The sequence below is a fragment of the Streptomyces sp. NPDC030893 genome (genome assembly GCF_055571535.1).
The window spans coordinates 1-26,834 of sequence record NZ_JBVIFC010000001.1 but is presented as its reverse complement, the minus strand read 5'-3'; the positions used below and the strand labels follow the sequence as shown (position 1 = coordinate 26,834).

Below are 26,834 nucleotides of genomic sequence, written 5' to 3'. Positions count from 1 at the left end.
GGGGGGTGGGAGGGCCGGGGGTGGGCGCAGGGCTTTGTTCGCCCCCGCCGCCCCTTCCCGTCCCGTCCCTGGGGGCTTCGCCCCCAGACCCCCGTGCGCCCACGCGGCGGAGCCGCATATCGATACAGCCCCGCGCCCCTGAGGGGTCAGGGGGTGGTCGGGGCGGAGTTCTGGGTGTCCTGGGGTGGGGTGGGGGTGTCGTCGGTGGTGGCGAGCCAGGTGGCCGCGCCGGCTGCGGTCAGGAGGACCGCCGCCAGCGCCAGGGTCAGGCGGCGTCGGCGGGTCACCGCGCGGTTGCGGGCCGAGCCGGGGCGGGGGGAGCCGGACGCGCGGGGGGCACGGGCCGTGCCGCGGGCGCCGCCGGCCAGTTCGTCGGGGGCGGGCACCCTCATCGACGTATGTGTGTCCCGGTTGGAGTCGGACGGCTTGGCACCCGGCACCAGGGGGACCGCTCCGCGGCGCCGCGCGGGTTCACCGGCGGCCGGGGACGGGACGGCCGTCTCACCCGGCGCGTCCTCCGGCTCGGTGTCCGGCTCGTCCACGTCCAGCGGGGGCATCCCCTCCAGCAGCGGCAGCAGCTCCCGCAGCCGTGCGCCCAGCTCGGAGGCGCGCAGCCGGGACGCCGGGGCCTTCGCCAGGCACTGCACCAGCAGCTGCCACAGCTCGTCCGGGATGCCGGGCAGGGGGACGACCGTCTCGGTGACATGGCGGCGCAGTACCGCGCCCGGGTGTCCGCCGCCGAACGGTGTGAAGCCCGCGAGCAGCTCGTACAGGACCGTGGCGAGGGCGTAGATGTCGACCGAGGCGCGCGGGGGGAGGCCCTCGACGATCTCCGGGGCCAGGTAGTCCGGCGTGCCGATGATCTTGGTGGCCCGGGTGCGGCGCGGGGTGTCGATGAGTTTCGCCACGCCGAAGTCCGTGAGCAGGGCGCGGTGCGAGCCGCCGGGGCCGAGCGGGCCCTGCATGTCCAGCAGGACGTTCTCCGGCTTCACGTCGCGGTGCACGACCCCGGCCGCGTGCGCCGCCGCCAGACCGTCCGCGACGTCGGCGACGATCGCCACCGCGGCCTCCGGGGCCAGCCTGCGTTCCCGGTCGAGGCGGGTGCGCAGGTCCGTGCCCCGGACGAGGTCCATGACCAGCGCGAGATCGTTGCCGTCGACCACCAGGTCGCGCACCGAGACGACGTGCGGGTGCTCCAGGCCCAGCAGCGCCGTCCGCTCCTGCACGAAACGGCCGACGAGCTCCTGGTCCGAGGAGAGATCCTCACGCAGCAGCTTGATGGCGACGGGCCCGTCGGGGCCGTCGCCCAGCCACACCGTGCCGGCGCTGCCCCGCCCGAGGATCTGATGGGCGGTGTACCGGCTGCCGATTCTCCGTGCCAAGACTGCTCCTACCGACGCGTGTTGTCGCCAAAGCTACGCGTCCGGGCAGCCGGCCTTCACCGGGGATACGGAAATCACCCTCCGGATGTCGACAAATCAACGAACAGGCTCAGTTGGTCCCGGAGGGCGTCGAGGGTTCGTCGGGGCCGCCCAGGTCCTCGATCCAGCCCGTCACCGAGCCGAACCAGTCGCTGAGCTGCTCCCAGTAGCCCTTTCCGGTGCCGATCCAGTCCTGGAGCGGGCTCAGCTCCCAGATCAGCCAGCCCGCGACGAACAGGATGATGATCGTGAAAAGGCAGCCCTTGAGGCAGCCGAGCCCGGGGATGCGCATCGGGTTGGCGCTGCGCTGCCGGGGCGGCCGGGGCTCCCGCGCGGGGCGCTGCGGCTCCGGCGCGTACCGCTGCGGCTGGGGCTGCTGCGGCCGCTGAGGCGGTGGCGGGGGCGGGGCGTACTGCTGGGGCTGGTGCTGCTGCTGCGGGTAGCCGTACCCCGGGCCGGGCTGCGGCTGCGGCTGGGGGCGGCGCTGCGGCGGCTGCTGCGGGGGCTGCTGCGGGGGCCGGGCGACCTGCCGCTGGGGGCGGCGGCGCAGCGGGTCCTGGTTCGGGTCGAGGTACTGGACCTGGGTCTGCTCGTTGCGGTCGCGGGCCGCGCGGAGCTGGTTCTGCCAGGGGTGCGGGTCCTCGGGTCCCGGTCCGCCGGACTGCCCCGGCTGCCCGGGCGGCACCGGCGGCATCACGGCCGTCGGGTCGGCGGCGCCGGCCGGTCCGCCGGTCTGCGGGAGGACGCTGGTGGCACCGTTGGGGTCGTAGGCGCCGGCGCCGTGCGGCAGGACCTGCGTGGGGTCCGCGGCACCGGGGGCGTCGGGCACCGGTGCGGGCGCCGGGTCGGGGGCGAGGAGCGCGCCGACGTTTTCCGCGGCACCGATCTGCGCGGAGTTCGCGTGCACCCCGATGCCCTCGGCGACGACGCGCAGGCCGCGCGCGAGGTTCTCCGCGCTGGGCCGCTCGTCGGGGTTCTTGCGCAGACAGCGCTCGATGACCGTCCACAGCGGGTCGGGAACCGTGGAGGGGCGGCGCGGTTCGGCGCTCAGATGCTGGTGCAGCACTTCGAGGGCGGAGCCCCCGGAGAACGGCGGGCGGCCGGTGACCAGCTCGTACAGCAGGATGCCGGCGCCGTAGATGTCGACGGCGGAGGTCTGCGGGCGGCCCTCGGCGGACTCGGGCGCGATGTACGCGGGCGTGCCGACGAACTCGTGGGTGCGGGTCAGGCCCGGGGAGTCGGCGAGGCGGGCGATGCCGAAGTCGGTGAGCATCGGGTGCATCTGGCCGCCGGTCTGCTTCAGCAGGACGTTGGCGGGCTTCAGGTCGCGGTGCACCACGCCGTCGGCGTGGCTGGCGCCGAGCGCGTCGGCGATCTGCGCGGTCAGCAGGGCCGCGGCGACCGGGGTGAACGGGCCGTTCTCGCGGAGGTGGCGGTGCAGGTCGGGACCCTCGATGAGGTCCATGACCAGCGCCAGCAGGTCACCCTCGACCACCAGGTCGCGGACCCGGACGATGTTCGGGTGGGTGAGCCGCAGCAGGACCGAGCGCTCGCGCAGGAACCGCATCACGACGTCGGCGTCGCTCGCGAGCTCCTCCTTGAGGACCTTGATCGCGACGGTCTCGCCGGGCTGTCCCGGTACGGCCGCCTCGGCGCCCGCGGTCTCCCGCTGGCGGGCTCGCCAGACGGTGCCCGTGGCGCCGCGACCGAGCGGCTCCTCGAGCAGGTACTTGCTCCCTACCGGCCGCACGTCATGCGCTCCCTGCTGCTTGCTTGGCTGGCGTACACCGTGGTCCACCCTGCTGCGGAATGTTCCGACCCACTGTAGTGCCGCCGCGCGGGATACCGGCCGGTCGTCTTCGAGGCCGCCTTTCCGGTGGTCGGACCGATCTGTCTCGGTGGGTCTTACGTACCGGTTCCCGTCGGTGTTCGACGGTTCGCAGGAAAGACGCTCCACTCGGTCCGTTGGTTGCCGCGCGGCGGACGTGACCGATCTCAAGTGGGCCCGGAACGATCATCGGCCCGTCACTGGTCAGGCACTTTTACGGGCAGAGCCGACCAATCAAGATCATTCAATGGCGGGCGGCGGGCGCGTTGTCGGTGTCAGGTGCGAGGATGCGTGCAGTACTGGCCGTACGTGCGCGTGTGGCGGTGGGGGAAGGCCGCGGTTGGGGGACCGCGGGGCGGTTCTCGTCCCCCCGTGCCGCGGGCGCCCGCGCAGAAGGGACCGCTGACGGCGATGCAGATCCGGCTGACCGTCGTAGACCCGCTGGGCCCCTCCTCCCCCGCGCGGGAGCGGGCCACGAGCTGCGACGTGCTGGTCACGGCGCCCGCGGGCACGGCCCTCGCCGCGGTGGCCTCCGCGCTGGCCTCCGCGGTCTCCGGCGGCGACGGCACGTCCGGCTCCACGGGCGCGCCGGTGCTGTACGCGGGCGACCAGCGGCTCGACGCGCAGCGCTGCACGCTGGGCGAGCCGCCGCTGATCGACGGGGCGGTGCTGGCCGTGGGCGCCCCCGGCGAGCCCGAACCGCATCCCGAGCTGGACGAGGCCCCGACCCGGCTGCATGTCGTCGCCGGCCCGGACGCGGGCGGGGTGCACCTGTTGCACGGCGGCGAGATCCGCATAGGCCGCTCGGCCGACGCCGACGTACCGCTCGACGACCCGGACGTCTCCCGGCTGCACTGCGCGGTGACGGTCGCGGCGGACGGCCGCGTCTCCGTCGCCGACCTCGGCTCCACCAACGGCACGACCCTGGACGGACGTCGCGTGGGCCCCCGCCCGGTCCGGCTGACCCCGGGCGCGCTGCTGCGCATCGGCGAGTCGGCGCTGCGCCTGACACCGGCGGCGGGACCGCACGCGCGGGCGGTGACGACACCGGACGGGGAGGGGCACGTCCGGGTGCCGGGACCTCGGCTGCCGGGGGGCGGCGCCGGGACGTCCGAACGGACGGAAGCCGGCGCGGAGGGCCCGGGCACACGGGGGCGGCCGGCGGACGTACCGCGGGGACGGACCCATCACGCGTACGGCTCGGCGAGCTGGGCGGTGAGCGAGGGTCCCGACGGAGGCGCTGCCCAGGGGCAGGCCGTGGGCGGCTCTTACGCGGGTGAGGGGCCGCTGGTGCCGGGGCAGGGCGGGGCACCGGCGGTCGAGCGGCGGGGAAGCGGCTCCGGGGACCGTACGGTGCGGATCGCCACGCGCGGTGATGTGCCCCGGGTGCCGAAGGGGCGGCGCGTCTCGCAGCCGAGGCCGGTGACCGGCGAGACGGGGCGCGGGCCTCTCGACGCCGGTGCCGGTGCCGCGGGGCACCGGGCCCCCGACGCCGTTCACGGCGAGGCACCCGGCGCCGGTCGGGCGCCCGGATCCCTCCCCGACGGCACGACACACGACGGGCGCGACGACACACCGCCCTTCCCGGCCCACACACCCGGAGGTCCGACCCCCTCCCCCAGCGCACCGACCGGCAGCTCCACCGGCCACGGGCCCTACGACACCGCCCGCACAACCGGCGATGCACGCGACGGTGACCACGGCACGACGCCCTCCCCCGCCCGGGCACCCGGAGGACCGAGCCGCGGCTCAACCGGCCACGGGCGCTACGGCACCGCCCCCACGGCCGGCGATGCACGCGACGGACACCACGGCACATCCGCCTCCCCTGGTCGCGCACCCGGAGGACCCACCAGCGGCTCGACCCGCCACGGGCACCACGACACCCACACAGCCGACCCGACCCCCGACGGACACCACGGCACACCTCCCTCCCCGGCCCACACCCCCAACGCACCGACCGCCGGCTCAACCGGCCACGGGCCCTACGACACCGCCCGCACAGCCACCCCGACACCCGACAGGCACCACGGCACCCCCCGCACCCCCCAGGGCCCCACCGCCGGCACGACGGGTCCGGTGCGTGACGGGCGGTACGGCGATGCGGCCGGGGCCGGACCCGACTCCCCGCGCCCGCGTGGAACCGGCGCCGACGCGCCCCGCCGCAAGGGCACCCCCCTCCGCGGCACCGACCTCCCCGAGCCCCCCGTCGGGCGGAAGCGGGGCGGGATCGGGGCCTGGGCCCGGCGCCTGACCGGGGGCCGGGCGGAGCGGGACGCCACGGCGGGCGTGCGGGACGCGTACGCCGCGCGGCCGGACGGGCCCGCGCCGCAGTCGGCCCCCGCCGCCCCCGTACAGCCCGAGACCTGGCCGGACCCCGCCACGCTGCTGCTGACCGCGCTCGGTCCCGGCCCCCGGCTGTGGGAGCGCGGGCCGGGTCACCCCGAGGCGCTCACCGTGCGGCTCGGCACCACGGACCGGTCCGCGCCGGACGGCTCGGGCCTGCTGCCCGCCGTGCCGGTGACGTCGGACCTGCGCGAGGTGGGCGCGCTGGGCCTGGCCGGACCGCGTGACCGCCTCGCCGGGCTGGCCCGCGCGGTGCTGGCCCAGCTCGCCGCGCTGCACTCCCCCGACTCCCTGGAGATCGTCCTGATCGCCGCCGACCACTCCCGCCCGCCGGCGGAGCGCACCGCGGAGTGGTCCTGGCTGGGCTGGCTTCCCCATCTGCGCCCGGGGCACGGCCAGGACTGCCGCCTGCTGCTGGCGCACGACCGCGAGCAGGCCGCGGCCCGCGCGGACGAGCTGCTGCGCCGCCTGGCGGACCACGACCACGCGGGCGCGCCCGCACCGCGCGGCGACGGGCCGTACACCGTGGTCGTGGTGGACGGCGACCCCGGTGGTGCGGAGGTCCGCGAGGCGGTGGACCGGCTGGCCCTGGACGGCCCGCGGGCCGGGATCCACGTGGTGTGCCTCGCCGAGACGGCCGCCGCCTCCCCCGCGTCCCCGGTGACGGAGACGTACGAGGCGGCCTGCGCGGTGGCGCCGTCGTTCCGCGCGTGCGGGGCGGTCGCCCTGCTCAGCGGTGACGTGGCGACCGCGCTGCGGCTGCTGCGGGTGGCCGGCAGCGGCTCCGGGACGCCTCCGGGGCCCGTGGGCCACGGCACCCTCGCCACCGTCGACGCGGTCTCCCCCGCCTGGGCCGAGCGGTTCGCGCGGGCGCTCGCGCCGCTGCGCACCGACGGCTCCCCCGGCGAGCGGCACGCGCGTGTGTCCGCCCCGCTGCCCCGGGCGGCACGGCTGCTGGACGAGCTGGGCCTGGCCCGGGCCACCCCGGCCTCGCTGATGGCCCGCTGGGCGGACGCGGCCGACGACACCCAGGCGCTCGGCGGGCGTGTCACCGCCATACTGGGCGCCGGACCGCGCGGCCCGGTCGTCACCGACCTCGCCGCCGACGGACCGCATCTGCTGGTCGAGGGGCCGCCCGGCAGCGGCCGTACGGAACTGCTGCGGGCGGTCGTCGCCTCGCTGGCCGCCGCCGAGCGCCCCGACCGGCTGGCCATCGTGCTGGTCGACGGCAGGGGCGGCCCCACGCCGGGCACCGGGCACGGTGAAGGCCTGCGGGTGTGTACGGACGTACCGCACGTCACCACGCACCTGTGCGCCAACGACCCGGTGCGGATGCGGGAGTTCGCGCAGTCGCTGAGCGCCGAGCTGAAGCGGCGCGCGGAGCTGCTGGGCCGTTCGGACTTCGCGGAGTGGCACACCGGACGCGAACTGTCGGACCGTATGGTCGCCCAGCGCACGGCCGTCTCCCGCGCGGGAGCGGGCGAGCAGAACGGCGACCTGGACGCCCCGCCGAGTACGACCCTGCGGCTGCGGCCGGGAGCGGACCGGCGCAAGACGGAGGCCGCGCCGCCGCTGCCCCGGCTGGTGGTGGTCGTGGACGACCTGGACGCGCTGGTGTCGCCCGCGCTCGGCTCGCCGGGGCGGCCCGCCGCCGGGTCGGTGATGCGGGCGCTGGAGGCCGTGGCGCGGGACGGCGAGCGGCTGGGTGTGCACCTGGTCGCGGCGACCGGTCCCTGTGCCCGCACGGCGCAGACCGAGCCGGTGCGGCAGGCGTCGCTGCGGGTCGCGCTCGACGCGCCCGTGCCGGGCGGCGGCCCGGACGACCCGGCGCCGGGCCGTGGCCGGCTGACCCTCCCGGACGGTGGGGGGACGGCGTTCCAGGGCGGCCGGGTGACCGGCCGCATCCCGCGCACGGCGACGCTGCGGCCGACGGTCGTCCCCCTGGAGTGGCACCGGATGGGCGACCCCCCGGCCCGCCGCCAGGTCCGCGAACTCGGCAACGGCCCGACCGATCTGGCGCTGCTGGCCAGCGCGCTGGAGCGGGCGGCCCGTCAGGTCTCGGCGGCGGAGGTGCCGTCCCTGCTGTGACCGGCCGGAGCGGGCCCGAGTCCGGTCAGTGGCCTCCCCGGTTCCTCACACAGGGGCCGGTCCCGGGCTGGGGCTCGATGTAGGCGCCGTGCACCTCGGTGGTCAGTTCGTCCTCCGTCACCCGCCCGGAGACACAGGCCGCCCCGGTGTGGACGCTGTAGAAGCCGTTGTTGATGTGGATCCCGTGCTCCTCGCCGCAGCCGAGGCGGGCCAGGGCCGCGGCGATCCGCTCCTCGGCGTAGGCGCCGTACGCGCCGGCCCCGCCCTCCTCGCGCACCTTTTCCAGTTCCGCGCGGACGAGCTTCGCCGACGCCTCTCCCCAGGCCCGCTTCTCCGGGGTCAGCGGCGCCGGCATCCGGTAGGCGTGGTTCTCGGCGTAGTGGGGAGCGCCGTCCCCGTTCCCCTCCGGCCGGCCGTCCGTGTTCCCGGCGGAGGGCGAGGGGCGCACCGTGGGCGCCTCGGCGGGCCGCGCGCACGTCGGCCGGGCGCCGGAGGACGGCCGGGGGCTCTCCGACTGCCGGGGGCTCTCCGCCGGTGCCGCCTGCCCGCCGCTCCGCTCGGTCCCGCACGCGGTCAGGGTGACGGCGAGGAGAGCGACCGTGGTGACTGTTCGTCCGATCGACATGCCCTCAGCATTCCGCCCCGCGCCGCGGGCGTCATGAGCCCGGATACTCACCCGCCGTGACTCCTGGTCACGACGGGGTCACGATCGCGGACTTGACACGGGACGCGCTCTTGCCACCCCCACCCCCCGGGCGTAGACCAGAGCGCACGGGACAGCGCTCGAACGTTCGGCGAAGTACGACGGAGTACGACGGAGTACGAAGAACGGGGCAGTGATGCGCAGGACGAGCAGGATCATCCGGATACGCAGGTCGCCCGGCAACCCCATGGCAACCCCCCGCTCCCGCAGGGCCACCAGAGCCGCCGCGGCGCTCGCCGCGGGTGTGCTCGCCGTGTCGCTCACCGCCTGCGGAGGCGACGACGACGGCGGCGACGACGACAAGGGCGGAGGGACCGGCGACACCGGCACCACCGTCACCCTGCCGAAACTGGACGGCGAGACCCTGGAGGTCGCCGCCGTGTGGACCGGCACCGAGCAGGAGAACTTCAAGAAGGTCCTCGCGGAGTTCGAGAAGCGCACCGGCGCCAAGGTGACCTTCGTCCCCGCCCAGGACCCGATCATCAACTTCCTCGGTTCGAAGATCGCGGGTGGCGCCCCGCCGGACGTGGCGATGCTGCCGCAGCCGGGCGCCATCAAGCAGGCCGTGGAGAAGGACTGGGCGAAACCGCTGGGCCCGGAGGCGACCAAGGAGCTCACCGAGAACTACTCGCAGGGCTGGCAGGACATCGGCAAGGTCGACGGCGAGCAGTACGGCGTCTACTACAAGGCCGCCAACAAGTCGCTGATCTGGTACAACGCCCAGGTCTTCGAGAACGCCGGCGCCGCCGAGCCCACCACATGGGACGAACTGCTCACCACCGCGCAGACGGTGTACGACTCCGGTGTCACCCCGTTCTCCGTCGGCGGCGCCGACGGCTGGACGCTGACCGACTGGTTCGAGAACGTGTACCTCTCCCAGGCGGGACCGGAGAAGTACGACCAGCTGGCCAGGCACGAGATCAAGTGGACGGACCCCTCCGTCGCGGAGGCCCTGACCACGCTCGCCGGGATCTGGGGCAAGCAGGACTACGTCGCGGGCGGTGCCTCCGGCGCGCTGCAGACGGAGTTCCCGGCGTCCGTCACCCAGACGTTCACCGGCGGCGACCAGCCCAAGGCCGGCATGGTCTACGAGGGCGACTTCGTGCAGGTGAACATCGCCGAGACCGAGGCCGAGGTGGGCACGGACGCGAAGGTGTTCCCGTTCCCGGCGGTCGGCGACGCCCCGCCCGTGGTGTCCGGCGGCGACGCGGCGGTGATCCTCGAGGACTCGCCCGCGGCACAGGCGCTGGCGACCTTCCTCGCCTCCCCGGACGCGGCGGCCATCCAGGCGAAGCTCGGCGGCTACCTCTCGCCGAACAAGAACGTGCCGAACTCCGCGTACCCCAACGAGGTCCAGCAGAAGATGGCCAAGGCGCTGATCGACGCCGGGGACGACTTCCGCTTCGACATGTCCGACCAGGCCCCGCAGGCCTTCGGCGGGACGCCCGGCAAGGGCGAGTGGAAGGCGCTCCAGGACTTCCTGAAGAACCCGGAGGACGTCGCGGGGACGCAGGCCAAGCTGGAGGCCGACGCGGCCGCGGCGTACGGGAACTGATCCGGCGATGGCGTCGGACACGGCGGCGGGGGCCCGGAAGACGGCCCCTGCCGCTCCCAAGTCGCGCAAGAGCGTCACCGGCACCCGGAGAACGGTCGCGGCGCTGTTCCTGCTGCCCGCGCTCGTGCTGCTCGGTGCGCTCGTGGTCTACCCGATCGGGTACTCCGTCGTCCGCAGCTTCTACGACCAGTCCGGCGACGGGTTCGCCGGATTCGACAACTACCAGGCGCTGTTCACCGACGACGGCATCCGCACCGCCCTGAAGAACAACATCATCTGGGTGGTGTTCGCGCCGACGGTCGCGACCGCGCTCGGACTGATCTTCGCGGTGCTGACTGAACGGGTGCGCTGGGGCACCGCGTTCAAACTGGTCGTCTTCATGCCGATGGCGATCTCCATGCTGGCGGCCGGGATCATCTTCCGCCTGGTGTACGACCAGGACCCGGACAAGGGCGTCGCGAACGCGGTGTGGGTGGGGGTGCACGACACCTTCGCCCAGTCCTCGGCGTTCCCCAAGGCGCACCCGGGCCGCGAGTCGCCGCTGGAACCGGCCGGCGGGGGCGCGTTCATCACCAGGGGCACGGTGAGCGCCGGTGACACGGTCACGCTGCCGCTGGTCGGGGTCGCCCCCGATCTGATGCCGGACGACGCGAAGCCGGCGGCGGCGCCGAAGCCGGAGGACGACCGGATCACCGGCACGACCTGGCAGGACTTCACCCGCGGCGAGGGCGTCGGCACGCTGAACCAGGTCGACTCCTCCGAGCTGGGCTATCCGGGGATGCGGATCGAGGCCGTCAAGGACGGCGAGGTGGTGGAGACGGCCACGGCGGGCGGCGACGGCACGTTCTCCCTGTCGTCGAAGGCCGACGGGGCGCGGCTGCGGCTCCCGGCCGACAACTTCGACGCGCCGTACAACGGGCTCGACTGGCTGGGCCCGTCGCTGGTCACGCCGGCGATCATCGGCTCGTACATCTGGATGTGGGCGGGGTTCGCGATGGTGCTGATCGCGGCCGGGCTCGCGGGGCTGCCGCGGGAGCTGCTGGAGGCCGCGCGGGTGGACGGCGCGAACGAGTGGCAGGTGTTCAGACGGGTCACGGTGCCCCTGCTGGCTCCGGTCCTCGCGGTGGTCACCGTCACCCTGATGATCAACGTGCTGAAGGTGTTCGACCTGGTCTTCATCATCGCCCCGGGCTCCTCCCAGGACGACGCCAACGTGCTGGCGCTGGAGCTCTACCGCCAGGGCTTCTCGGCGGACCAGCCGGGCATCGCCAGCGCCATCGCGGTGTTCCTGCTGCTGCTGGTGATCCCGGTGATGTGGTTCAACGTACGGCGGCTGCGGCGGGAGGTCAGGCGATGAGTGCCACCAAGGCCGGTGCCCCGGCCGTCCCCACCGTCAAGGCGGAGCCGTCGCTGGGCTCGCGGCTCGGTCAGTGGGTGAGCGGCGGTCTGGTCCGGGTGTTCCTGATCGTCGTCGGCCTGTTCTGGCTGGTGCCGACGATCGGGCTGCTGCTGGCCAGCCTGCGCACCCCGCAGGACATGGCCGCCGACGGCTGGTGGACGGTGTTCACCGAGCCCTCCCGACTCACCTTCGGCGCCTACGAGACGCTGCTGGAGAACGACGACATCACCGGCTCGCTGCTGAACACGGTGTACATCACCGTCCCGGCGACCGTGCTGGTGGTGGTGATCGGCTCGCTCGCCGGCTACGCCTTCGCCTGGATGGAGTTCCCGGGCCGCGACTGGTGGTTCCTTGCGGTCGTGGGGCTGCTGGTGGTGCCGGTGCAGGTGGCGCTGATCCCGATCGCCGAACTCTTCGGCAACCTGGGCATCTTCGGCTCCCTGACCGGTGTGGTCCTCTTCCACGTCGGTTTCGGACTGCCGTTCGCGGTGTTCCTGCTGCGGAACTTCTTCGCGGAGATCCCGAAGGAGCTGCTGGAGGCGGCCCGGCTGGACGGCGCGGGCGAACTGCGGCTGTTCGTGCGGGTCGTGATGCCGCTCGCCGGTCCGGCCATCGCCGCGCTCGGCATCTTCCAGTTCCTGTGGGTGTGGAACGACATGCTGGTCGCGCTGATCTTCACCGACTCGGGGAGCCAGCCGATCACGGTCGCCCTCCAGACCCAGGTACGGCAGTTCGGCAACAACATCGACGTCCTGGCGCCCGGCGCGTTCATCTCCATGGTGGTCCCGCTGGTCGTGTTCTTCGCGTTCCAGCGGCAGTTCGTCTCCGGCGTGATGGCGGGCGCCGTCAAGTAGCGGTCGGGGTTACGCAGTTGGAGGGGCGGACCGGCGAGATCCGCCCCTTCGTGTGACGGGCGTCCCCCGGATGCCGCAGGGGGCGTAACCAAGTCGGCCCAGCGGCCGTTGCCGGGCAGAACGCCCGCACCGACCGTTGGATGCCTCTTGCCCAGGTTCAGTGTCATTGTCCCCGCGTACCAGGTTCAGGCGTATCTGCACGAGTGCCTGGAATCGGTGCTGTCGCAGTCGTACCCCGATCTGGAACTGATCGCCGTCGACGACTGCTCGCCGGACGCCTGCGGCGCGGTGATCGACGAGTTCGCGGCCCGTGACCCTCGCGTGCGGGTCGTGCACCTGCCGGAGAACACCGGGCTCGGGCGGGCCCGCAACGCGGGGATCGAGCGGGCGACCGGCGACTACCTGGTCTTCCTCGACGGCGACGACACCCTCACCCCCGACGCGCTGCTCGCCCTCGCCGACCGGCTGAAGGAGACCGGCGACCCGGACGTCCTGGTCTACGACTACGCGCGCACGTACTGGTCGGGCGAGACCGTGCGCAACCGGGTCGCCGCCGAACTCACCGAGCGGGGCCCTGCGCCGTTCCGGCTCACCGACCGGCCGGGGCTGATGAACCTGCTGATGGTGGCCTGGAACAAGGCCTACCGGCGGGAGTTCGTCCAGCGCTCGGGCCTCGCCTTCCCGCCCGGCTACTACGAGGACACCCCGTGGACGTACCCGGCCCTGATGACGGCCGAGTCGATCGCCACGCTCGACCGGGTGTGCGTGCACTACCGGCAGCGGCGGACCGGCTGCATCCTGCGCACCACCAGTGACCGGCACTTCGACGTCTTCGCCCAGTACGACCGGGTCTTCGCGTTCCTCGACGGGCGGCCCGAACTGGAGCGCTGGCGCCCGGTGCTGTTCCGCCGCATGGTGGACCACCTGGTGACGGTGTACACCCGTCGGGACCGGCTGCCGCAGGGTTCGCGGGCCGCGTTCCTGCGCCGGGCCCGGGCCCAGTACTGGCGCCACCGGGCACCCGGCGCGCCCGTCCCGGCGCGCGCCCGTGTCCACCACACACTGGTCCGGTTCGGCCTGCACCGCACCTACCGGGCCCTGCGGCTGACGGCGTCCGCGAGCCGCGGCACGGCCCGCACCACCGGGCGGCTGCTGGGCGTCCTGCGCCGCGCCGCACTGCGCGGGCACTACCGCCTCCAGCGGCTGCTCCCGCTGCGCACCGACCTCGCCCTGTTCACCGCCCGCGCGGGACGCGGCGGCGACCCGGGCGCCCTGGAGGCCGCGGTGCGCGACCTCGCCCCGCACATCCGCACCGCCTGGGCGGCCGGTCCCGAACACCATCACACCCTCGCGCCGGGCACCCAGCGTCTCGTCCCCGGCACGGCCGCCCACTGGACCGCGCTCGCCCGGGCCGCGTACCTGGTGACCGACACGGAGACGGAGCCCGGCCTGGTCAAGCGCGGGGGCCAGACCCTGGTCCGGGTGCAGGACGGCACCCCGCTCGGGCATGTGGGCCTGGACCTCCAGGAGCGTCCGGCGGCGGCCCGCCGCACCGACTTCGCCCGGCTGCTGCGGGACGTCGACCAGTGGGACTACGTCGTCTCCGCCGACCGCCACTCCACCCTGACCTGGGAACGCGTGCACCCCGGCCGCTACACCACCCTGGAGTACGGCAGGCCGCGCACCGACCGCTTCCACACCGCGACCGGCGCGGACGTCGCGCTGCTGCGCGAGTCGCTGGGCATCCCGAAGGGTGCGGTGGCGATCCTGTACGCGCCGGCCCACCGCGACTACGTCCGCACCCAGCCCCGGCTGCTCGACCTGGAGCGCGTGGCGCGCCGGCTCGGCCCGCGGTTCGTCGTCCTGGCCCGCGCCGGCCGGCCCCACGACGGGCCGCTGGAGGCCGCCTCCGACCGGGTGCTGGACGTGAGCGGGCATCCGGACGTGACCGCGCTCTGCCTGGCCTCCGACGCCCTGGTCACCGACTTCTCCCCGCTGATGTGCGACTACGCGGTCCTGAACCGGCCGGTCGTCCTGCACGCCGACGACTGGGAGGCGTACGAGGCGGCCCACGGCCTCTACTTCGATCCGCGGTGCTCCCCGCCGGGCGCCGTCGCCGGCAGCGAGGACGAGCTGATCGACGTCTTCTCCTCCGGCCACTGGTGCGGAGCCCGCTCCGCGCGGCTGCGCGCGGCGTTCCGTGACCGTTTCTGCCCGCACGACGACGGCCGGGCCGCCGAGCGGGTCGTGCGCCGGGTCGTGCTCGGGGAGACGGCCGTCCCCCCGGTCGTACCGCTGGACGAGCGGCTCCCCGCCCCGCCGGCCGCCGCCGTGATCGAGGTGCCGCCGCTCGCGCCGGTGCCGCCGCGGCGGGCCGCCGGACTGCTGACCGTCACCGACGGCGGCTGACCGTCGTTCCCCCCTCGGGAGATCCCATGCCCCCCGGCTCGTCGCGGCCCGCCCCGGCCCGGCCGCGCACCTGGCGGCCGGCGGGGCGGCCCGGCCGGCGCCCCGCACGCTGAGACGGCCGCGCCACGCCATCCCCTACGGAAAGAGCAGAATGCCCCGCTTCAGCATCATCGTCCCGTCCCACGGGGTCGCAGGTCGGCTGGGCCAGGCGCTGGACTCGGTCCGCGCCCAGTCCTTCGGTGACTTCGAGCTGATCCCGGTCTGTGACGCCCCCGGGTCCCCGGCGGCCGACGTGGCCGCCCGGCACGCCGAGCGGGATTCCCGGGTGGCGCCCGTGCACGCGCCGCCGTCGCAAGGGCTGGCGGGGGCGCGCAACGCGGGGATGCGGGCGGCGACCGGGACGTATCTGCTGTTCCTCGACGGCGACGACGTCCTGGTCCCGGGCGCGCTGGCCGCCCTGGACGCGCGGCTGGAGGAGACCGGGCAGGTGGACGTGCTCCTCTTCGAACACGAACGGGTGCCCTGGTGGGAGGGCGAGCCCACCAATCCGGCCGCCCCCCTGCTCGCGGGCGCCCCGGACGGCGCCTTCGCACCCGGGCGGGCCCCCCGGCTCACCGGCGTGCACCTCCCGGCGTGGAGCGCGGCCTGGCGCCGTGCCTTCGCCGCCGAGCAGTGCCTGGCCTTCCCGCCGGGGCACTTCACCGACATCGGCTGGGGCGGACTCGCCCTGCTCGCCGCCGAACGCGTGGCGGTGCTCCGCGCGGTGGCCGTACGGCATCAGGTGCGCCGGCAGGGCAACCGGCTGAACCTGCCCGGCGAGCACCACGGCGACCTGCTGGACCAGGCCGGGCTGGTGCTCTCCCGGGCCGCCGACCTGGAGCTGCCCGCGGACCGGTCGGGACCGCTGTTCGAGCAGCTGTTCGCCATCATCCTGAAGACGGCCGCCCACCCCCGGCGGCTCCCGTCCGGCCGCCGGGCCTTCTTCCGCCGGGCGAGCGCCCTGTACCGCCGCCACCGCCCCGCCGGGTTCCGGCCCCCGGGCGGCAGCCTCGGCGTGCAGCACCGGCTGCTGGCGGCCGGGTCCTACGCGGCCTTCGCCGCCCTGCGCGGCGCCCGCCGTACGGCGTCCCGCGCGGTGGCGGCACTGCCGCGGCCCCGGGGCCTGCGCACCCGGCTGCTGTACCGGCTGCACCTGCGCCGCCCGCTGGATCCGAACCTCGCCGTGTACTGCGCGTACTGGGGCCGCGGCTACGCCTGCAACCCGGCCGCGATCCACGCGAAGGCCCGGGAACTCGCCCCGCACATCCGCTCGGTGTTCCTGGTCGAGGCCGACCAGGCGCACACCGTGCCGGACGGCGTCGCGTACGCGGTCATCGGCAGCCGCCGCTACTGGGAGGTGCTGGCCCGCGCCAAGTACCTCGTCAACAACGCCAACTTCGCGGAGGGCGTCGTCAAACGGCCGGGCAGCGTCCACCTCCAGACGCAGCACGGCACCCCGCTGAAGACCATGGGCGTCGACCAGTCGACGTACCCGGTGGTGGCCGCGGCGACCGGCAGCTTCACCAAGCTGCTGGGCCGGGTGGACCGCTGGGACTACAACCTGTCCTCCAACCCGCACTCCACCCGGGTGTGGGAGCGCGCCTTCCCCGGCGCCTACGAGCACCTGGAGTACGGCTATCCGCGCAACGACGTGTATCTGACCGCCACGGCCGGCGACGTGGCGCGCGTCCGCGCGGAGCTGGGCGTCCCCGAGGGCGCGACGGCCGTGCTGTACGCGCCCACCCACCGCGACCACCACACCGGCTTCGAGCCCGGCCTCGACCTGGAGGCGTTCTGCGCGGCGGCCGGCGAGGACGTCGTGGTGCTGCTGCGCGCCCACTACTTCTACGACCGGGGCGCACGCGAGAGCGGCCGGAACACCCGGGTCATCGACGTGTCCGCGCACCGCTCCTCGGAGGACGTGTGCCTGGCCGCCGACGCGCTGATCACCGACTACTCGTCGATCATGTTCGACTACGCCGCCCTGGACCGCCCGATCGTGGTCTACGCCGACGACTGGGACGTCTACCGGGAGGTCCGGGGCGTCTGCTTCGACCTGATGGACGTACCGCCGGGGCCGGTCGTGCGCACCCCCGACGAGCTGGCCCGGGTGTTCCGCGACGGCTCGTACGCGGGCGCGGAGTCGGCCGCGCTGCGGGCCCGGTTCCGGGAGCGGTTCTGCGCCTTCGACGACGGCCGGGCCGCCGAGCGGGTCGTGCGCCGGGTGCTGCTCGGCGAGCCGCCCGAGGCGCTGCCCCCCGTGATCCCGCTCGCGGAGCGTGTCCCCGCGCCCGCGGCCGCCGCCACCCCGGTGAGGAGCTGACGTGCCCCGCTTCAGCGTCATCGTCCCCGTCCACAACGTGCAGGCGTACCTGCACGCCTGTCTCGACTCGGTGCTCGGGCAGTCGTACCGGGACATCGAGGTGATCGCCGTCGACGACCGCTCCCCCGACGGCTGCGGGGCGATCCTCGACGCGTACGCGGCCCGCGACGAGCGGGTCCGGGTGCTGCACCTGCCGGAGAACGTGGGCCTCGGGCGGGCCCGCAACGCCGGGATGCCGCACGCGACGGGTGACTACCTGCTCTTCCTGGACAGCGACGACACCCTCACCCCGGGCGCGCTGCGCGCCCTGGCCGACCGGCTCGACGAGACCGGCGACCCGGACGTCCTGGTCTTCGACTACGCCCGCACCTACTGGTGGGGCGGCACCCGCCGCAACGCCCTGGCCCACGTCCTGGCGGGACCGGACTCCACCTTCACGGCCGCCGAACGGCCGGAGATCCTCGATCTGCTGATGGTGGTGTGGAACAAGGCCTACCGCCGCGACTTCGTCGAACGGGAGGAATTCAGCTTCCCGCCCGGCTACTACGAGGACACGCCCTGGACGTTCCCGGTGCTGCTCAGCGCGGAGCGCATCGCCACGCTGGACCGGATCTGCCTGTACTACCGGCAGCGCCGTCAGGGCAGCATCCTGTCCACCACCAGCCGCAAGCACTTCGACGTCCACGAGCAGTACGCGCGGGTGTTCCGCTTCGTCGACGCCCGCCCGGCGCTGGCGCACTGGCGGCCGTTCCTGCACGCCAAGATGGGCGAGCACTGTCTCGACATCCTCTCCAAACCGGACCGGCTGCCCCCGTCCGACAAGGCCGAGTTCTTCCGCCGTACGGCCGAGATGTTCCACGCCCACCGGCCCGAGGGCGTCCGGGTCCCCGCCGAGCTGCGGGTGCTGGAGGGGAGCTACGCCGGTTACGTGCTGCGGCGGCAGGCCGGGCGGGCGGGCCGGGAGCTGGGGCGGCGGGCCCGCCGGGCGCGTACGGCGACGGCGGCCCGGGCGGTACGGGCCCGGTCGGCGCTGCGCCGCCCGCTGGACCCCGACCTCGCCGTGTACTCGGCGTTCTCCCACCGGGGGGTGCTCGGCGACCCGGCGGCGATCCACCGCGCGGCGCGCGACGTCGCCCCGCACATCAGGGGCGTCTGGGTGCTGGCCGACGAGGAGAGGGCGGCCGGGCTGCCGCCCGGCACCGAGTACGTGCTGCTCGACTCGCCCGGATACCGCAGGGTGACCGAGCGGGCCACCTTCTTCGTCAACAACGTCAACTGGTCCGGGGCGCTGGTCAAACGCCCGGGGAGTGTGCACATCCACACCCATCAGGGCACGCCGCTGAAGTTCATGGGCGCCGACCTGCTGGGCAAGCCCGGCGCCCGGCACGGCTTCGACGTGCCGCAGATGCTGCGCCGGTCCGACCGCTGGGACCACAGCCTGGTCGCCAACCGGCACTCCGAGCTGGTGTGGGAGCGGGCCTTCCCCTGCCACTTCACCTCCCTGCGCTCCGGCAGCCCCCGCAACGACGTCCTGGTCGGCGCGGGCCCCGACAGCGGCCGTGCGGTCCGCGCGCGGCTCGGCATCCCGGAGGGCGACACGGTGGTGCTGTACGCGCCGACCCGCCGGGACTACCGCAGGGACGGGCTGGTGGAGCGGATCGACCTGGCCCGGTTCGCCGCCGACCTGGGCGAGGGCCGCACCCTCGTGGTCCGGCTGCACCCCTCGCTCGCCGACGGACCGGCGCGCGGTCTCGGCCTCGCGGAGCTGCACCGGCGCGGTGTGCTCGTGGACGCCACGGACGAACCGGAGGTGCAGGACGTGCTGCTCGCCGCCGACGTCCTGGTCACCGACTACTCGGCCCTGATGTTCGACTACGCCAACCTGGACCGCCCGATCGTCCTCCACGCCGACGACTGGGACGCCTACCGGGCCAGCCGGGGCGCCTACCTCGACATCGTCGCCGAGGCGCCGGGCCATGTGGCGCGCTCCTACCGGGAGCTGGCGTGGCTGTTCGACTCGGGGACCTGGCGGGACGAGGAGGCGGCGCGGCTGCGGTCCGCGTTCCGCCGGCGGTACTGCGAGTTCGACGACGGGCGGGCCGCCGAGCGGGTGGTGCGGACCCTGATGCTGGGCGAGCCGCTGCCCGAACGGGAGCCGGACGCCGCCCTGGTGCCCGCCCAGACCGCCGGCCGGGGCAGGCCGGTCGCGTCGTGAGGCCGCGTACCTGGATGCTGCTCCTGGCCGCGGTCTTCGCCCTGCTGCAGCTGGCGAACGTCTCCGGCCGGGACACCCCCGACAGCAAGAACTACCTCTCGTACGCGCTGAGTCTGGGCGGCGCCGGCAAGCGGGAGGCGGCGGCCGTCACGATCGACCACTACTGCGCGGGCCGGGCGGCGATCGCCCACCGCGACCAGAACGTGGACGTGGTGCGCTTCCACGCCCCGGACCCCGCCCCGCGGGTCCTTCAGGAGTGCCGGGAGCAGGAGTGGCGGGCGGTCGAGGCCGGGCTGGCGGCCGGGCAGAGCGCCGGGCACACCGTGCCGTTCATGCCGGAGCGGTTCATGCGGATCTTCGAGGTGCGTCCCGGTTACCCGGTGTTCCTGGTGCCGTTCGTCGGCCTCCTGGGGGCGACGTGGGGCCTGTGGGCGGCGGGCGTGGTGATCACCTGCGCGGGCGGGGTGCTGGCCTTCCTGGTGCTGCGCACCCTGTCGGTGCCGGTGCCGCTCGCGCTCACCGGGCAGGTGCTGTTCTACGTCCTGCCGTGCGGGACGACGGCGATGCGCCCGATGACCGAGGGGCTGCTGCTGGCCCTCACCCTGGCCGCGCTGTGGGGCTGTGCGCTGGTGCTGGAGGGACGCGGCGGACGGGCGGGCCCGGTGCTCGTGTGCGCCGCGGTGGCCGCGCTGTTCGCGGTGAAGCACTCGCAGGCGCTGTTCCTCGGGCTGTGCCTGGCGGGCGCGGGAACGGCGGTCGCCGTACGGCGCCGGTGGCGGGGCCTCCCGGCGGGGCGCGGGGTGCTCGCGGCGGCCGGGGCGGGGTGCGCGGGGATGCTGGGCACGGTGCTGCTGTCCCGGCTGCTGCACTATCCGTCGGTGTCGGAGAGCGTGCAGGACCTGCTGACGGATCACTTCGCCCGCCCCGACCGGGAGCGTCCGTGGGCGGAGTTCTTCCAGCTCCAGGGGAACTTCTGGATGGAGTGGCTGCGCAGGCAGCTGTGGGAGCCGCTGTTCGTGGCGGCGCTGGCGGCCGGCGCGCTGGGCGCGCGGCGGCGGCCGGCGTTCGGCGCCTTCCTGGTCGCCGCGGCCTGTACGGGGTTCCTCAACCAGGCCGGGCATCCGGACATCAACATCTGGGGCGACCGGCTGATCACGCTGGCCTGGCTGCTGCCGGTGCTGGGCGTGCCGCTGCTGCTGGAGCCGGCGGCGCGGCGGCTCGTGGTGCCGGCGCAGGGGGCGCCGCTGGAGCGGGTCCACTGACCGGTGGGACGGGGGTCACTCGAAGAGGTGACAGGGGGTCATGCCTCTGACGTCTCCGGGAACATACGGCAGATGTCCCGAATGCCCTCGTTCCCCGTCACCCGATGAGCGCCGGAGTCCTCGTACGGCGGACCGTGAGCGGTGCCACGGCGCTGCGCGGCGGCGGGGCCTGGCGCCCCACCCCGTACCAGCTCTTCGGCTTCCTGTTCTGGCTCGTGATGTCGCTGGCGTACTGGAGGGTGCCGCTGTGCTGCGACGCCGGCCAGCACGCGGCGGTCGTCGAGCGCCTCAAGGACGATCTGCTGAACCCCCGGCATCCGATGGCGGACCTGCCGGGGGCGGGCAGCCCCTATTACTCGCCGTTCGCGCTGGCGCAGGGGGTGGTGGCCCGGCTGACCGGTCTCGGCGGCTGGGAGGTGCTCAAGCTCACCGGGCCGCTGAACCTGCTGGTGCTGCTCACCGGGATCGGCCGTTTCGTACGGGTGCTGACCCCGCGCCCGTGGGCGCCGGTGCTGGCGCTGGCCGCGATGACGCTGCTGTGGGGGGTGGAGCGGGCCTGGTGGAGCGGCTATCTGAACCTGATGTCGATGACGGGCAATCTCTCCTACCCGTCGGCGTTCGCGATCGGGCTCGCCTTCTGGGCCTGGTCGCTGACGGGCGCGTGGGCCCGGGACGCGGCGGCCGTGCGGTACGTGGGGCCGGGCGGGCTGCGTCCGCTGCCGGGGTACGCGGCGCTGGGCGTGCTGTACGGGCTGATCCTGCTGGTGCATCCGATCACGGCGGTCGCGGCGGCGCTGGGGGCGGTGGCGCTGGTCGCGGGATGGCAGCGGGGGTGGTCGTGGGCGGTGGCCGCGCGGTGGGCGCTGACCGGCGCCGTCGCGCTGCTGGTGGCCGCGTGCTGGCCGTACTTCGACGTCCTCGCGCTGGCCGGGGACGGCAGCGTGGACGGGATGCACCGGCGGCTGTACCTGGACCTCGCCGGTCAGTTCGGGCTGGCGCTGCTGGGGCTGCCGGTGCTGTGGCTGCGGGCGCGGCGCACCTCGTGGCGCGATCCGCTGGTGCTGATGTTCGTGCTGCACTGCCTGGTGGTGGCGTACGGCTGGGTCAGCGGGCACTACACCTACGGCAGGGTGCTGGGGCTGACGCTGGTGCCGCTGCAGTTCGCGCTGGCGGTGGAGCTGGCGGCGGCCCGGCCGTGGCCGGTGTGGCGCAGGGTGCTGGGCGGGGCGGCGGCCGCGGGCGCGTGCGCCGGGTTCCTGACCGTGCACGCGGGGGCGGTGGTGCCGCCGGCGGCGGATCCGGTGGGCTTCGAACAGCCGCCCGACTGGCCGTCGTACGACTGGGCCGCGCGGTACGTCGGTCCGGGCGAGGTGGTGATCACCGACGGCTATCACGCGGTGCACGCGCTCGCCGGGTACGGGCCGAACCTCGCGGCGCCGGCCTGGCCGGACGCGGCGCTGGACGAGCGGGAGCGGCTGCGGCGGGCGGACGACGTGCGCGCGTACCTGGACCCCGGCTCGACCCGCGCCGAGCGGGCCGCGGTCGTCCGCCGGTACCACGCGCGCTGGCTGCTGCTGACGCCCTGGCAGCGGGTGCCGGAGGAGGCGGTGGTGGTGACGTGGAGCCGGCGGACGGGGGAGGTGCTGGCGCGGGTCGGGAGCTGAGCGGCGGGGCTACTCGATGACGAGGTCGACCGGGACGTTGCCGCGGGTGGCGTTGGAGTAGGGGCAGACCTGGTGGGCCTGCTCGACCAGCTTGCGGCCGGTCGCCTCGTCCACGCTGTCGGGCAGTTCGATGCGCAGCGTCACGGCGAGCGCGAAGCCCTCGCCCTGCTTGCCGATGCCGACCTCGGCGGTCACCGCGGCCTCGCTGACGTCGACCTTCGCGGCCCGGCCGACCAGGCCGAGGGCGCTGCCGAAGCAGGCCGCGTACCCGGCGGCGAACAGCTGCTCGGGGTTGGTGCCCTGCCCGTTGCCGCCCAGCTCCACGGGGGCGCTCAGGCCGAGGTCCAGCGTGCCGTCGGAGGTGACGGCGCGGCCCTCGCGGCCGTGGGTGGCGGTGGCGACAGCGGTGTAGAGCGCGTCCATGGGAAGACCCCTCTCGAAGCGTGACGGGGCCGGGTCCCGGTGAGGGGCTCCGGCCGCCTTGCGAGCACAAGTAGAGCACGCCATTAAATTGTGCGCAACTGAATTGCTGGCAACCGTATGGCCCGCGAGAGCTAACCTGGAGTCATGACCGCCACTCCGAGCCCACCCGCGACACCCCCGCTGCCGGGCGCCGCGGACGACTGGCTCCGCCTCGACCGGCAGATCTGCTTCAGCCTGCACGCCGCCTCGCGCGCCTTCAACGGCGTCTACCGGGTGGTGCTCAAGGACCTCGGACTCACCTACCCGCAGTACCTGGTCATGCTGGTGCTGTGGGAGCACGGCACCCTGCCGGTGAAGAAGCTCGGCGAGCATCTGCGACTCGACTCCGGCACGCTGTCCCCGCTGCTCAAGCGGCTGGAGACGGCCGGCCTCGTGCGCCGGGAGCGCAGCGCGCGCGACGAGCGGTCGGTGGAGGTCCGGCCGACGGAGGAGGGCACCGCGCTGCGCGAGCGGGCCCAGGAGGTACCGCGCCGGATCCTCGCCGCGACCGGCTTCCAGGGCGAGGAGATCCGCTCCCTGAGCGCCCGGCTGCACGAGCTGACCACGGCACTGGACAGGGCGGCGGCGGACGGCGCCTGACGGGGGGCCGGAGGCGCCCGCCGGGTAGGAGACCCCCTCGGGCGGGCAAAGGGTATGAACAGCCCATAACTGCCCGAGGATGTCATGCGCCCCCATCACCTCCCGCCCGCCGCCGTCTCCGTCGTGGTCATCGGATACGACGACGCCGCACACGTGGGCGACGCCGTGCGCTCGGCGCTCGGGCAGGGTCCCGCGGTGCGCGAGGTCGTCGCCGTCGACGACTGCTCCACGGACGGCAGCGCCGGCCTGCTGGAGCGGCTGGCCGCCGACGAGCCCCGGCTGCGGGTGATCCGGCTCCCGGCCAACAGCGGTGGCTGCGGCACCCCGCGCAATACCGGCCTGGACGCGGTGACCGCGCCCTATGTGATGTTCCTGGACAGCGACGACGTCCTGCCGTCCGGGGCCGTGGACGCGCTGCTCACGGCCGCGACCGGGGCGGGCGCCGAGGTCACGGGCGGCCTGTGCGTACGCCGGGAGCTGCCGTCGGGCCGCGAGGTGCCGTGGGAGCCCGGCCTGTACGCCTCGCCCGCCGTCCTCCCCCACCCCGCGCGCCGCCCGCGCCTGGTGCACGACACCCTCTGCGTCAACAAGCTCTACGCCACGGCGTTCCTGCGGGAGCACGGCATCCGCTTCCCCGAGGGCCGCTTCCCGTACGAGGACATCGTCTTCACCGCGCGGGTGTGGGCCGCCGCCCCGCGCGTGGCGCTGGTCCCCGACCGGGTGTACGTCTGGCACGTGCGCCGCTCCGCGCGGCGGCTGTCGATCTCGCTGGCCCGCGCGGGCGTCGACAACTGGCGCTCCCGCACCCACGCGTGCGGCACCGCCCACGGGATCCTGCTGGACGCCGGGGAGAAACGGCTGGCGCGCAGGGCCCGGGCCAAGTTCCTCGACCACGAGCTGCGCATGTACGCGCGGGAGTTGCCGTTGCGCGACGAGGCCCACCGGCGGGAGTGGTGGGCGCACACGCGGGCGTTCCTCGCGGACTACGACGCCGCCGACCTCTCCCGCGACCCGGTCGCCCCGGGACGGCTCATCGCGCGGGTCGTGCTGGCCTCCCCCGAGCCGCGCGACCTGGCCCGGCTGCGGGAGCTCGCGGCCCGGCCGGCCCGGCTCCGGCCGCCGTACGTCCGCGCGCCGGACGGCACACCCTGCTGGTCGACGGACCTGCCGGGCATCACCCTGGAGCCCCTGCTGACCCGTCCGGTGCCGCAGCTCCCCCTCGCCGTGGACGCGGAACTGCGCCCCCGCGCGGGCCACCTGCGGCTGCGCCTGCACGAGCTGTACGGCAGGGCGGCCCCGGCGGGCCCGGCGGAGGTGGAGGTGGAGTGGCGCCACCGGGACCGGGCCGGGGTGGCCGTGCGCCGTACGGTGCCGCTGCGGGCGTCGTCCGCCGGGGGCACCTGGACGGCGGAGACCTCCCTGCCCCTGGACCGGCTGGCGACCCTCGCCCCGGGCGCCTGGGACCTGCGGCTGCGGCTGCGCTTCCGGGACGGCTCCTCCCGCCGCGTCACCGCCCACGCCCTCGCGGGTCCCGGCCTGCTGCGCCGCCGCGCGGTACCGAGCACCCGGCACGGCGTCGTCCTCGTACGCCCGTACGCCACCCACTCCGGCTCCCTGGCCCTGCGCCTGGCGACGGGCGCACACGGCATCACCCCGCTCCTGCGCCACCGCCTCCACCGCCTGCTGCTCCGCTGACCCGCCGCGCCCCCGGCTAGCCTGCCCGCATGGCCTCGCCCTCCCCTTCCCGTATCGAGCGCGCACTGGGCGCCGTCGTCGGTTCCGCCGTCGGTGACGCCCTGGGGGCGCCCTTCGAGTTCGGTCCCGAGGGCGCCTTCTCCGCCCGTTTCCCGGCGGCGGGGGCGGGCGGCGAGATGTGCGGGGGCGGCGGCTGGGAGCCGGGGGAGGCGACCGACGACACGCAGATGGCGGTGCTCGTCGCCGAGTCACTGCTGGAACGCGGCGGCCTGGACCTGCCCGACGTCTTCCGCCGGTTCCAGCGGTGGGCGGCGGCCGGGCCGAAGGACATCGGCCTCGCGACGGAGGCGGTGCTGAGCGGCGGCGACCCGTGGGACCTGGCCGCCGCGCTGCACTTCCAGGCCGGCGGGCGCGCCGCCGGCAACGGCGCGCTGATGCGGGCCGCACCCCTCGGCCGTGCACTTCGCGCCCTTCGGCCGCGACGCCACCATGGACGCCGCCCGCCGCATCGCCGCCCTGACCCACGGCGACCGTGCGGCATGGGAGGGCACGGCCGTCTTCCACGAACTGATCCGCGGCGCCCTGAACGGCGGCGACCCCCTCGCCGCCGTGCATCCCGGCCACCGCGAGCGCTACGCCACCGTCCTCGCCCCCGACCGGCACCCGGACCCGGCCACCGAGTTCAACGGCGCGGTGTGGCCCTGCCTCGGTTCCGCGCTCCGGGCGCTGCGCACGACGCACACCTACGAGGACGCCGTACGCGCGGCGATCGACCTGGGCGGCGACACGGACACGGTGGCGGCCGTCACGGGCGGCCTGGCGGGTGCGGTGCACGGCGCAGGCGCCCTGCCCGCCCGCTGGACCGAACCCCTGCACGTGCCGCTCCCGGGCTTCGCCGGCCGGGTCCTGTCCACAACCGACCTGACCGCCCTCACCCGGCGGTTGTGCGGCTGAGCGGGCCGCGGGGACGGCCGGCGGGCCCGCCGCCGGCGCCGGGGCCCGCTCACAGGGCCTTCAGCGCCTCCGTCGTGGCCCGGGCCAGAGCCGCCAGGTAGCCCTTCGGGAGCTTCGGGTTGCGGATGACGACCGAGCGCCAGTACAGGGGGCCCGAGATGAGGTCCAGGGCCAGGGCGTGGTCGACGCCGGGACGGAGTTCGCCGCGGGTCTCCGCCGCCGCGACGATGCCCTTGGCGACGCCGTCCTGACCCTCGCGCAGGGCCTTGCGGAGGGCTTCGGCGATGTCGGGGTTGCGGGCGGCCTCGGCCTGGAGGTCGGGGAGGACCTGGGAGGCGACCGGGTGGCGCAGGGCGCGGGAGGTGACCTCGTACAGCAGGCGCAGGTCGCCCTCCAGGGAGCCGGTGTCCGGCGCGGGCAGGCCCTGGACGGCGATCGCGGACACCAGGTCGAGGACCAGGTGCAGCTTGGAACGCCAGCGGCGGTACACCGCGGTCTTGCCGACGCCCGCGCGGCGCGCGATCCCCTCGATCGACATCCGCGCGTAGCCGACGGCCGCGAGCTCCTCGAAGACGGCCGCCCGGATGGCCTCCGTGACGTCCTCCCGCAGTACGGCGGCCCCGGCGGGGGCCCGGCGGCGCGGACGCGGACGGGGCTCGGGCTCGTCTGCGTTCGTCGTCATGCCGACCAGCATAGGCAGCCGCCGCCGACACGACGAAACGGTTGCGTTCCGACGTACATTCGACCTAGTCTCCCGTTACGACGATACGGTCCCGTCCCGACGTCAAACCCCGTTGCCCCCCTCCCCCTAGCGAAAGCAGCGGACGTGAGTCAGGCCCTTCACACACCGCCCCCCGCACCGGCGCGCCCGTCACCGGGCGAGGCCGACCTCGCGGCCCTGGCCGCCCGGCACGGCCTCACGGTCAGCGGCGCACGGCCGTCCCTCGTCGAGTACGTCCGTCAGCTCTGGGGCCGGCGGCACTTCATCCTCGCCTTCTCCCGGGCCAAGCTCACCGC

General features: G+C 74.9%; 16 protein-coding genes and 2 pseudogenes. 13 read left to right on the top strand and 5 right to left on the bottom strand.

Annotated features, from left to right (window positions below; translation table 11 throughout):
• Positions 1-146: 146 nt before the first annotated feature.
• Both ACZ434_RS00090 and ACZ434_RS00085 read right to left on the bottom strand, forming a co-directional pair.
• Positions 147-1,382 (bottom strand): serine/threonine-protein kinase, encoded by a 1,236-nt coding sequence (locus ACZ434_RS00090; RefSeq protein ID WP_468450109.1) that lies wholly within the window; start codon positions 1,380-1,382, stop codon positions 147-149.
• 109 nt (positions 1,383-1,491) lie between these two features.
• Positions 1,492-3,171 carry a serine/threonine-protein kinase gene (locus ACZ434_RS00085; protein WP_468450107.1) on the bottom strand — a complete coding sequence of 560 codons (1,680 nt, stop codon included), beginning with the start codon at positions 3,169-3,171 and terminating at the stop codon, positions 1,492-1,494.
• 489 nt (positions 3,172-3,660) lie between these two features.
• Between ACZ434_RS00085 and ACZ434_RS00080 the strand changes: the two genes are divergently transcribed.
• On the top strand, positions 3,661-7,683 hold the full coding sequence (locus tag ACZ434_RS00080) for an FHA domain-containing protein (protein ID WP_468451740.1): 4,023 nt from the start codon (positions 3,661-3,663) through the stop codon (positions 7,681-7,683).
• Positions 7,684-7,708: 25 nt separating this feature from the next.
• Here ACZ434_RS00080 and ACZ434_RS00075 read toward each other — a convergent pair whose 3' ends face one another.
• The gene (locus tag ACZ434_RS00075) at positions 7,709-8,308 is read right to left on the bottom strand and encodes a hypothetical protein (protein WP_468450105.1); all 600 of its coding nucleotides are present in this window, start codon (positions 8,306-8,308) and stop codon (positions 7,709-7,711) included.
• A 265-nt stretch (positions 8,309-8,573) separates the two neighbouring features.
• Here ACZ434_RS00075 and ACZ434_RS00070 point away from each other — a divergent pair, with 265 nt between their 5' ends.
• The 8 genes from ACZ434_RS00070 (at position 8,574) to ACZ434_RS00035 (ending at position 22,106) form a co-directional block, all read left to right on the top strand.
• Complete coding sequence (locus ACZ434_RS00070) at positions 8,574-9,941, top strand: ABC transporter substrate-binding protein (protein ID WP_468450103.1); 1,368 nt, start codon at positions 8,574-8,576, stop codon at positions 9,939-9,941.
• Between the two features lie 7 nt (positions 9,942-9,948).
• Positions 9,949-11,298: a carbohydrate ABC transporter permease gene (locus ACZ434_RS00065; RefSeq protein ID WP_468450101.1), complete on the top strand. Its 1,350-nt coding sequence runs from the start codon at positions 9,949-9,951 to the stop codon at positions 11,296-11,298.
• On the top strand, positions 11,295-12,194 hold the full coding sequence (locus tag ACZ434_RS00060) for a carbohydrate ABC transporter permease (protein WP_468450099.1): 900 nt from the start codon (positions 11,295-11,297) through the stop codon (positions 12,192-12,194). The genes ACZ434_RS00065 and ACZ434_RS00060 overlap by 4 nt, the downstream gene beginning before the upstream one ends.
• A gap of 147 nt (positions 12,195-12,341) precedes the next feature.
• A complete protein-coding gene (locus ACZ434_RS00055) occupies positions 12,342-14,603 on the top strand; it encodes a bifunctional glycosyltransferase/CDP-glycerol:glycerophosphate glycerophosphotransferase (protein WP_468450097.1) in 2,262 nt (753 codons plus the stop codon).
• 151 nt (positions 14,604-14,754) lie between these two features.
• Complete coding sequence (locus ACZ434_RS00050; protein WP_468450095.1) at positions 14,755-16,965, top strand: bifunctional glycosyltransferase/CDP-glycerol:glycerophosphate glycerophosphotransferase; 2,211 nt, start codon at positions 14,755-14,757, stop codon at positions 16,963-16,965.
• A gap of 1 nt (position 16,966) precedes the next feature.
• A complete protein-coding gene (locus tag ACZ434_RS00045; RefSeq protein ID WP_468450093.1) occupies positions 16,967-19,180 on the top strand; it encodes a bifunctional glycosyltransferase/CDP-glycerol:glycerophosphate glycerophosphotransferase in 2,214 nt (737 codons plus the stop codon).
• Positions 19,177-20,442: a hypothetical protein gene (locus ACZ434_RS00040; protein WP_468450091.1), complete on the top strand. Its 1,266-nt coding sequence runs from the start codon at positions 19,177-19,179 to the stop codon at positions 20,440-20,442. Before ACZ434_RS00045 ends, ACZ434_RS00040 begins: the two co-directional genes overlap by 4 nt.
• A 104-nt stretch (positions 20,443-20,546) precedes the next feature.
• A complete protein-coding gene (locus ACZ434_RS00035; protein ID WP_468450089.1) occupies positions 20,547-22,106 on the top strand; it encodes a hypothetical protein in 1,560 nt (519 codons plus the stop codon).
• 9 nt (positions 22,107-22,115) lie between these two features.
• On the opposite strand, the gene ACZ434_RS00030 is transcribed toward ACZ434_RS00035, so the two are convergent.
• On the bottom strand, positions 22,116-22,529 hold the full coding sequence (locus tag ACZ434_RS00030) for an organic hydroperoxide resistance protein (RefSeq protein ID WP_468450087.1): 414 nt from the start codon (positions 22,527-22,529) through the stop codon (positions 22,116-22,118).
• 144 nt (positions 22,530-22,673) lie between these two features.
• Between ACZ434_RS00030 and ACZ434_RS00025 the strand changes: the two genes are divergently transcribed.
• The 3 genes and pseudogenes from ACZ434_RS00025 (at position 22,674) to ACZ434_RS00015 (ending at position 25,817) form a co-directional block, all read left to right on the top strand.
• Entirely contained in the window at positions 22,674-23,168 is a 495-nt protein-coding gene (locus ACZ434_RS00025; RefSeq protein WP_468450085.1) for a MarR family winged helix-turn-helix transcriptional regulator, read from the top strand.
• Between the two features lie 84 nt (positions 23,169-23,252).
• Complete coding sequence (locus ACZ434_RS00020; protein WP_468450083.1) at positions 23,253-24,863, top strand: glycosyltransferase family 2 protein; 1,611 nt, start codon at positions 23,253-23,255, stop codon at positions 24,861-24,863.
• 29 nt (positions 24,864-24,892) lie between these two features.
• Positions 24,893-25,817, top strand: a pseudogene (locus ACZ434_RS00015) (ADP-ribosylglycohydrolase family protein).
• Positions 25,818-25,866: 49 nt separating this feature from the next.
• Here the strand turns inward: ACZ434_RS00015 and ACZ434_RS00010 are convergent.
• Positions 25,867-26,499 carry a TetR/AcrR family transcriptional regulator gene (locus ACZ434_RS00010; protein ID WP_468450081.1) on the bottom strand — a complete coding sequence of 211 codons (633 nt, stop codon included), beginning with the start codon at positions 26,497-26,499 and terminating at the stop codon, positions 25,867-25,869.
• A 144-nt stretch (positions 26,500-26,643) separates the two neighbouring features.
• Here ACZ434_RS00010 and ACZ434_RS00005 point away from each other — a divergent pair.
• Positions 26,644-26,834: pseudogene (locus ACZ434_RS00005) on the top strand (ABC transporter permease); the annotation flags it as partial.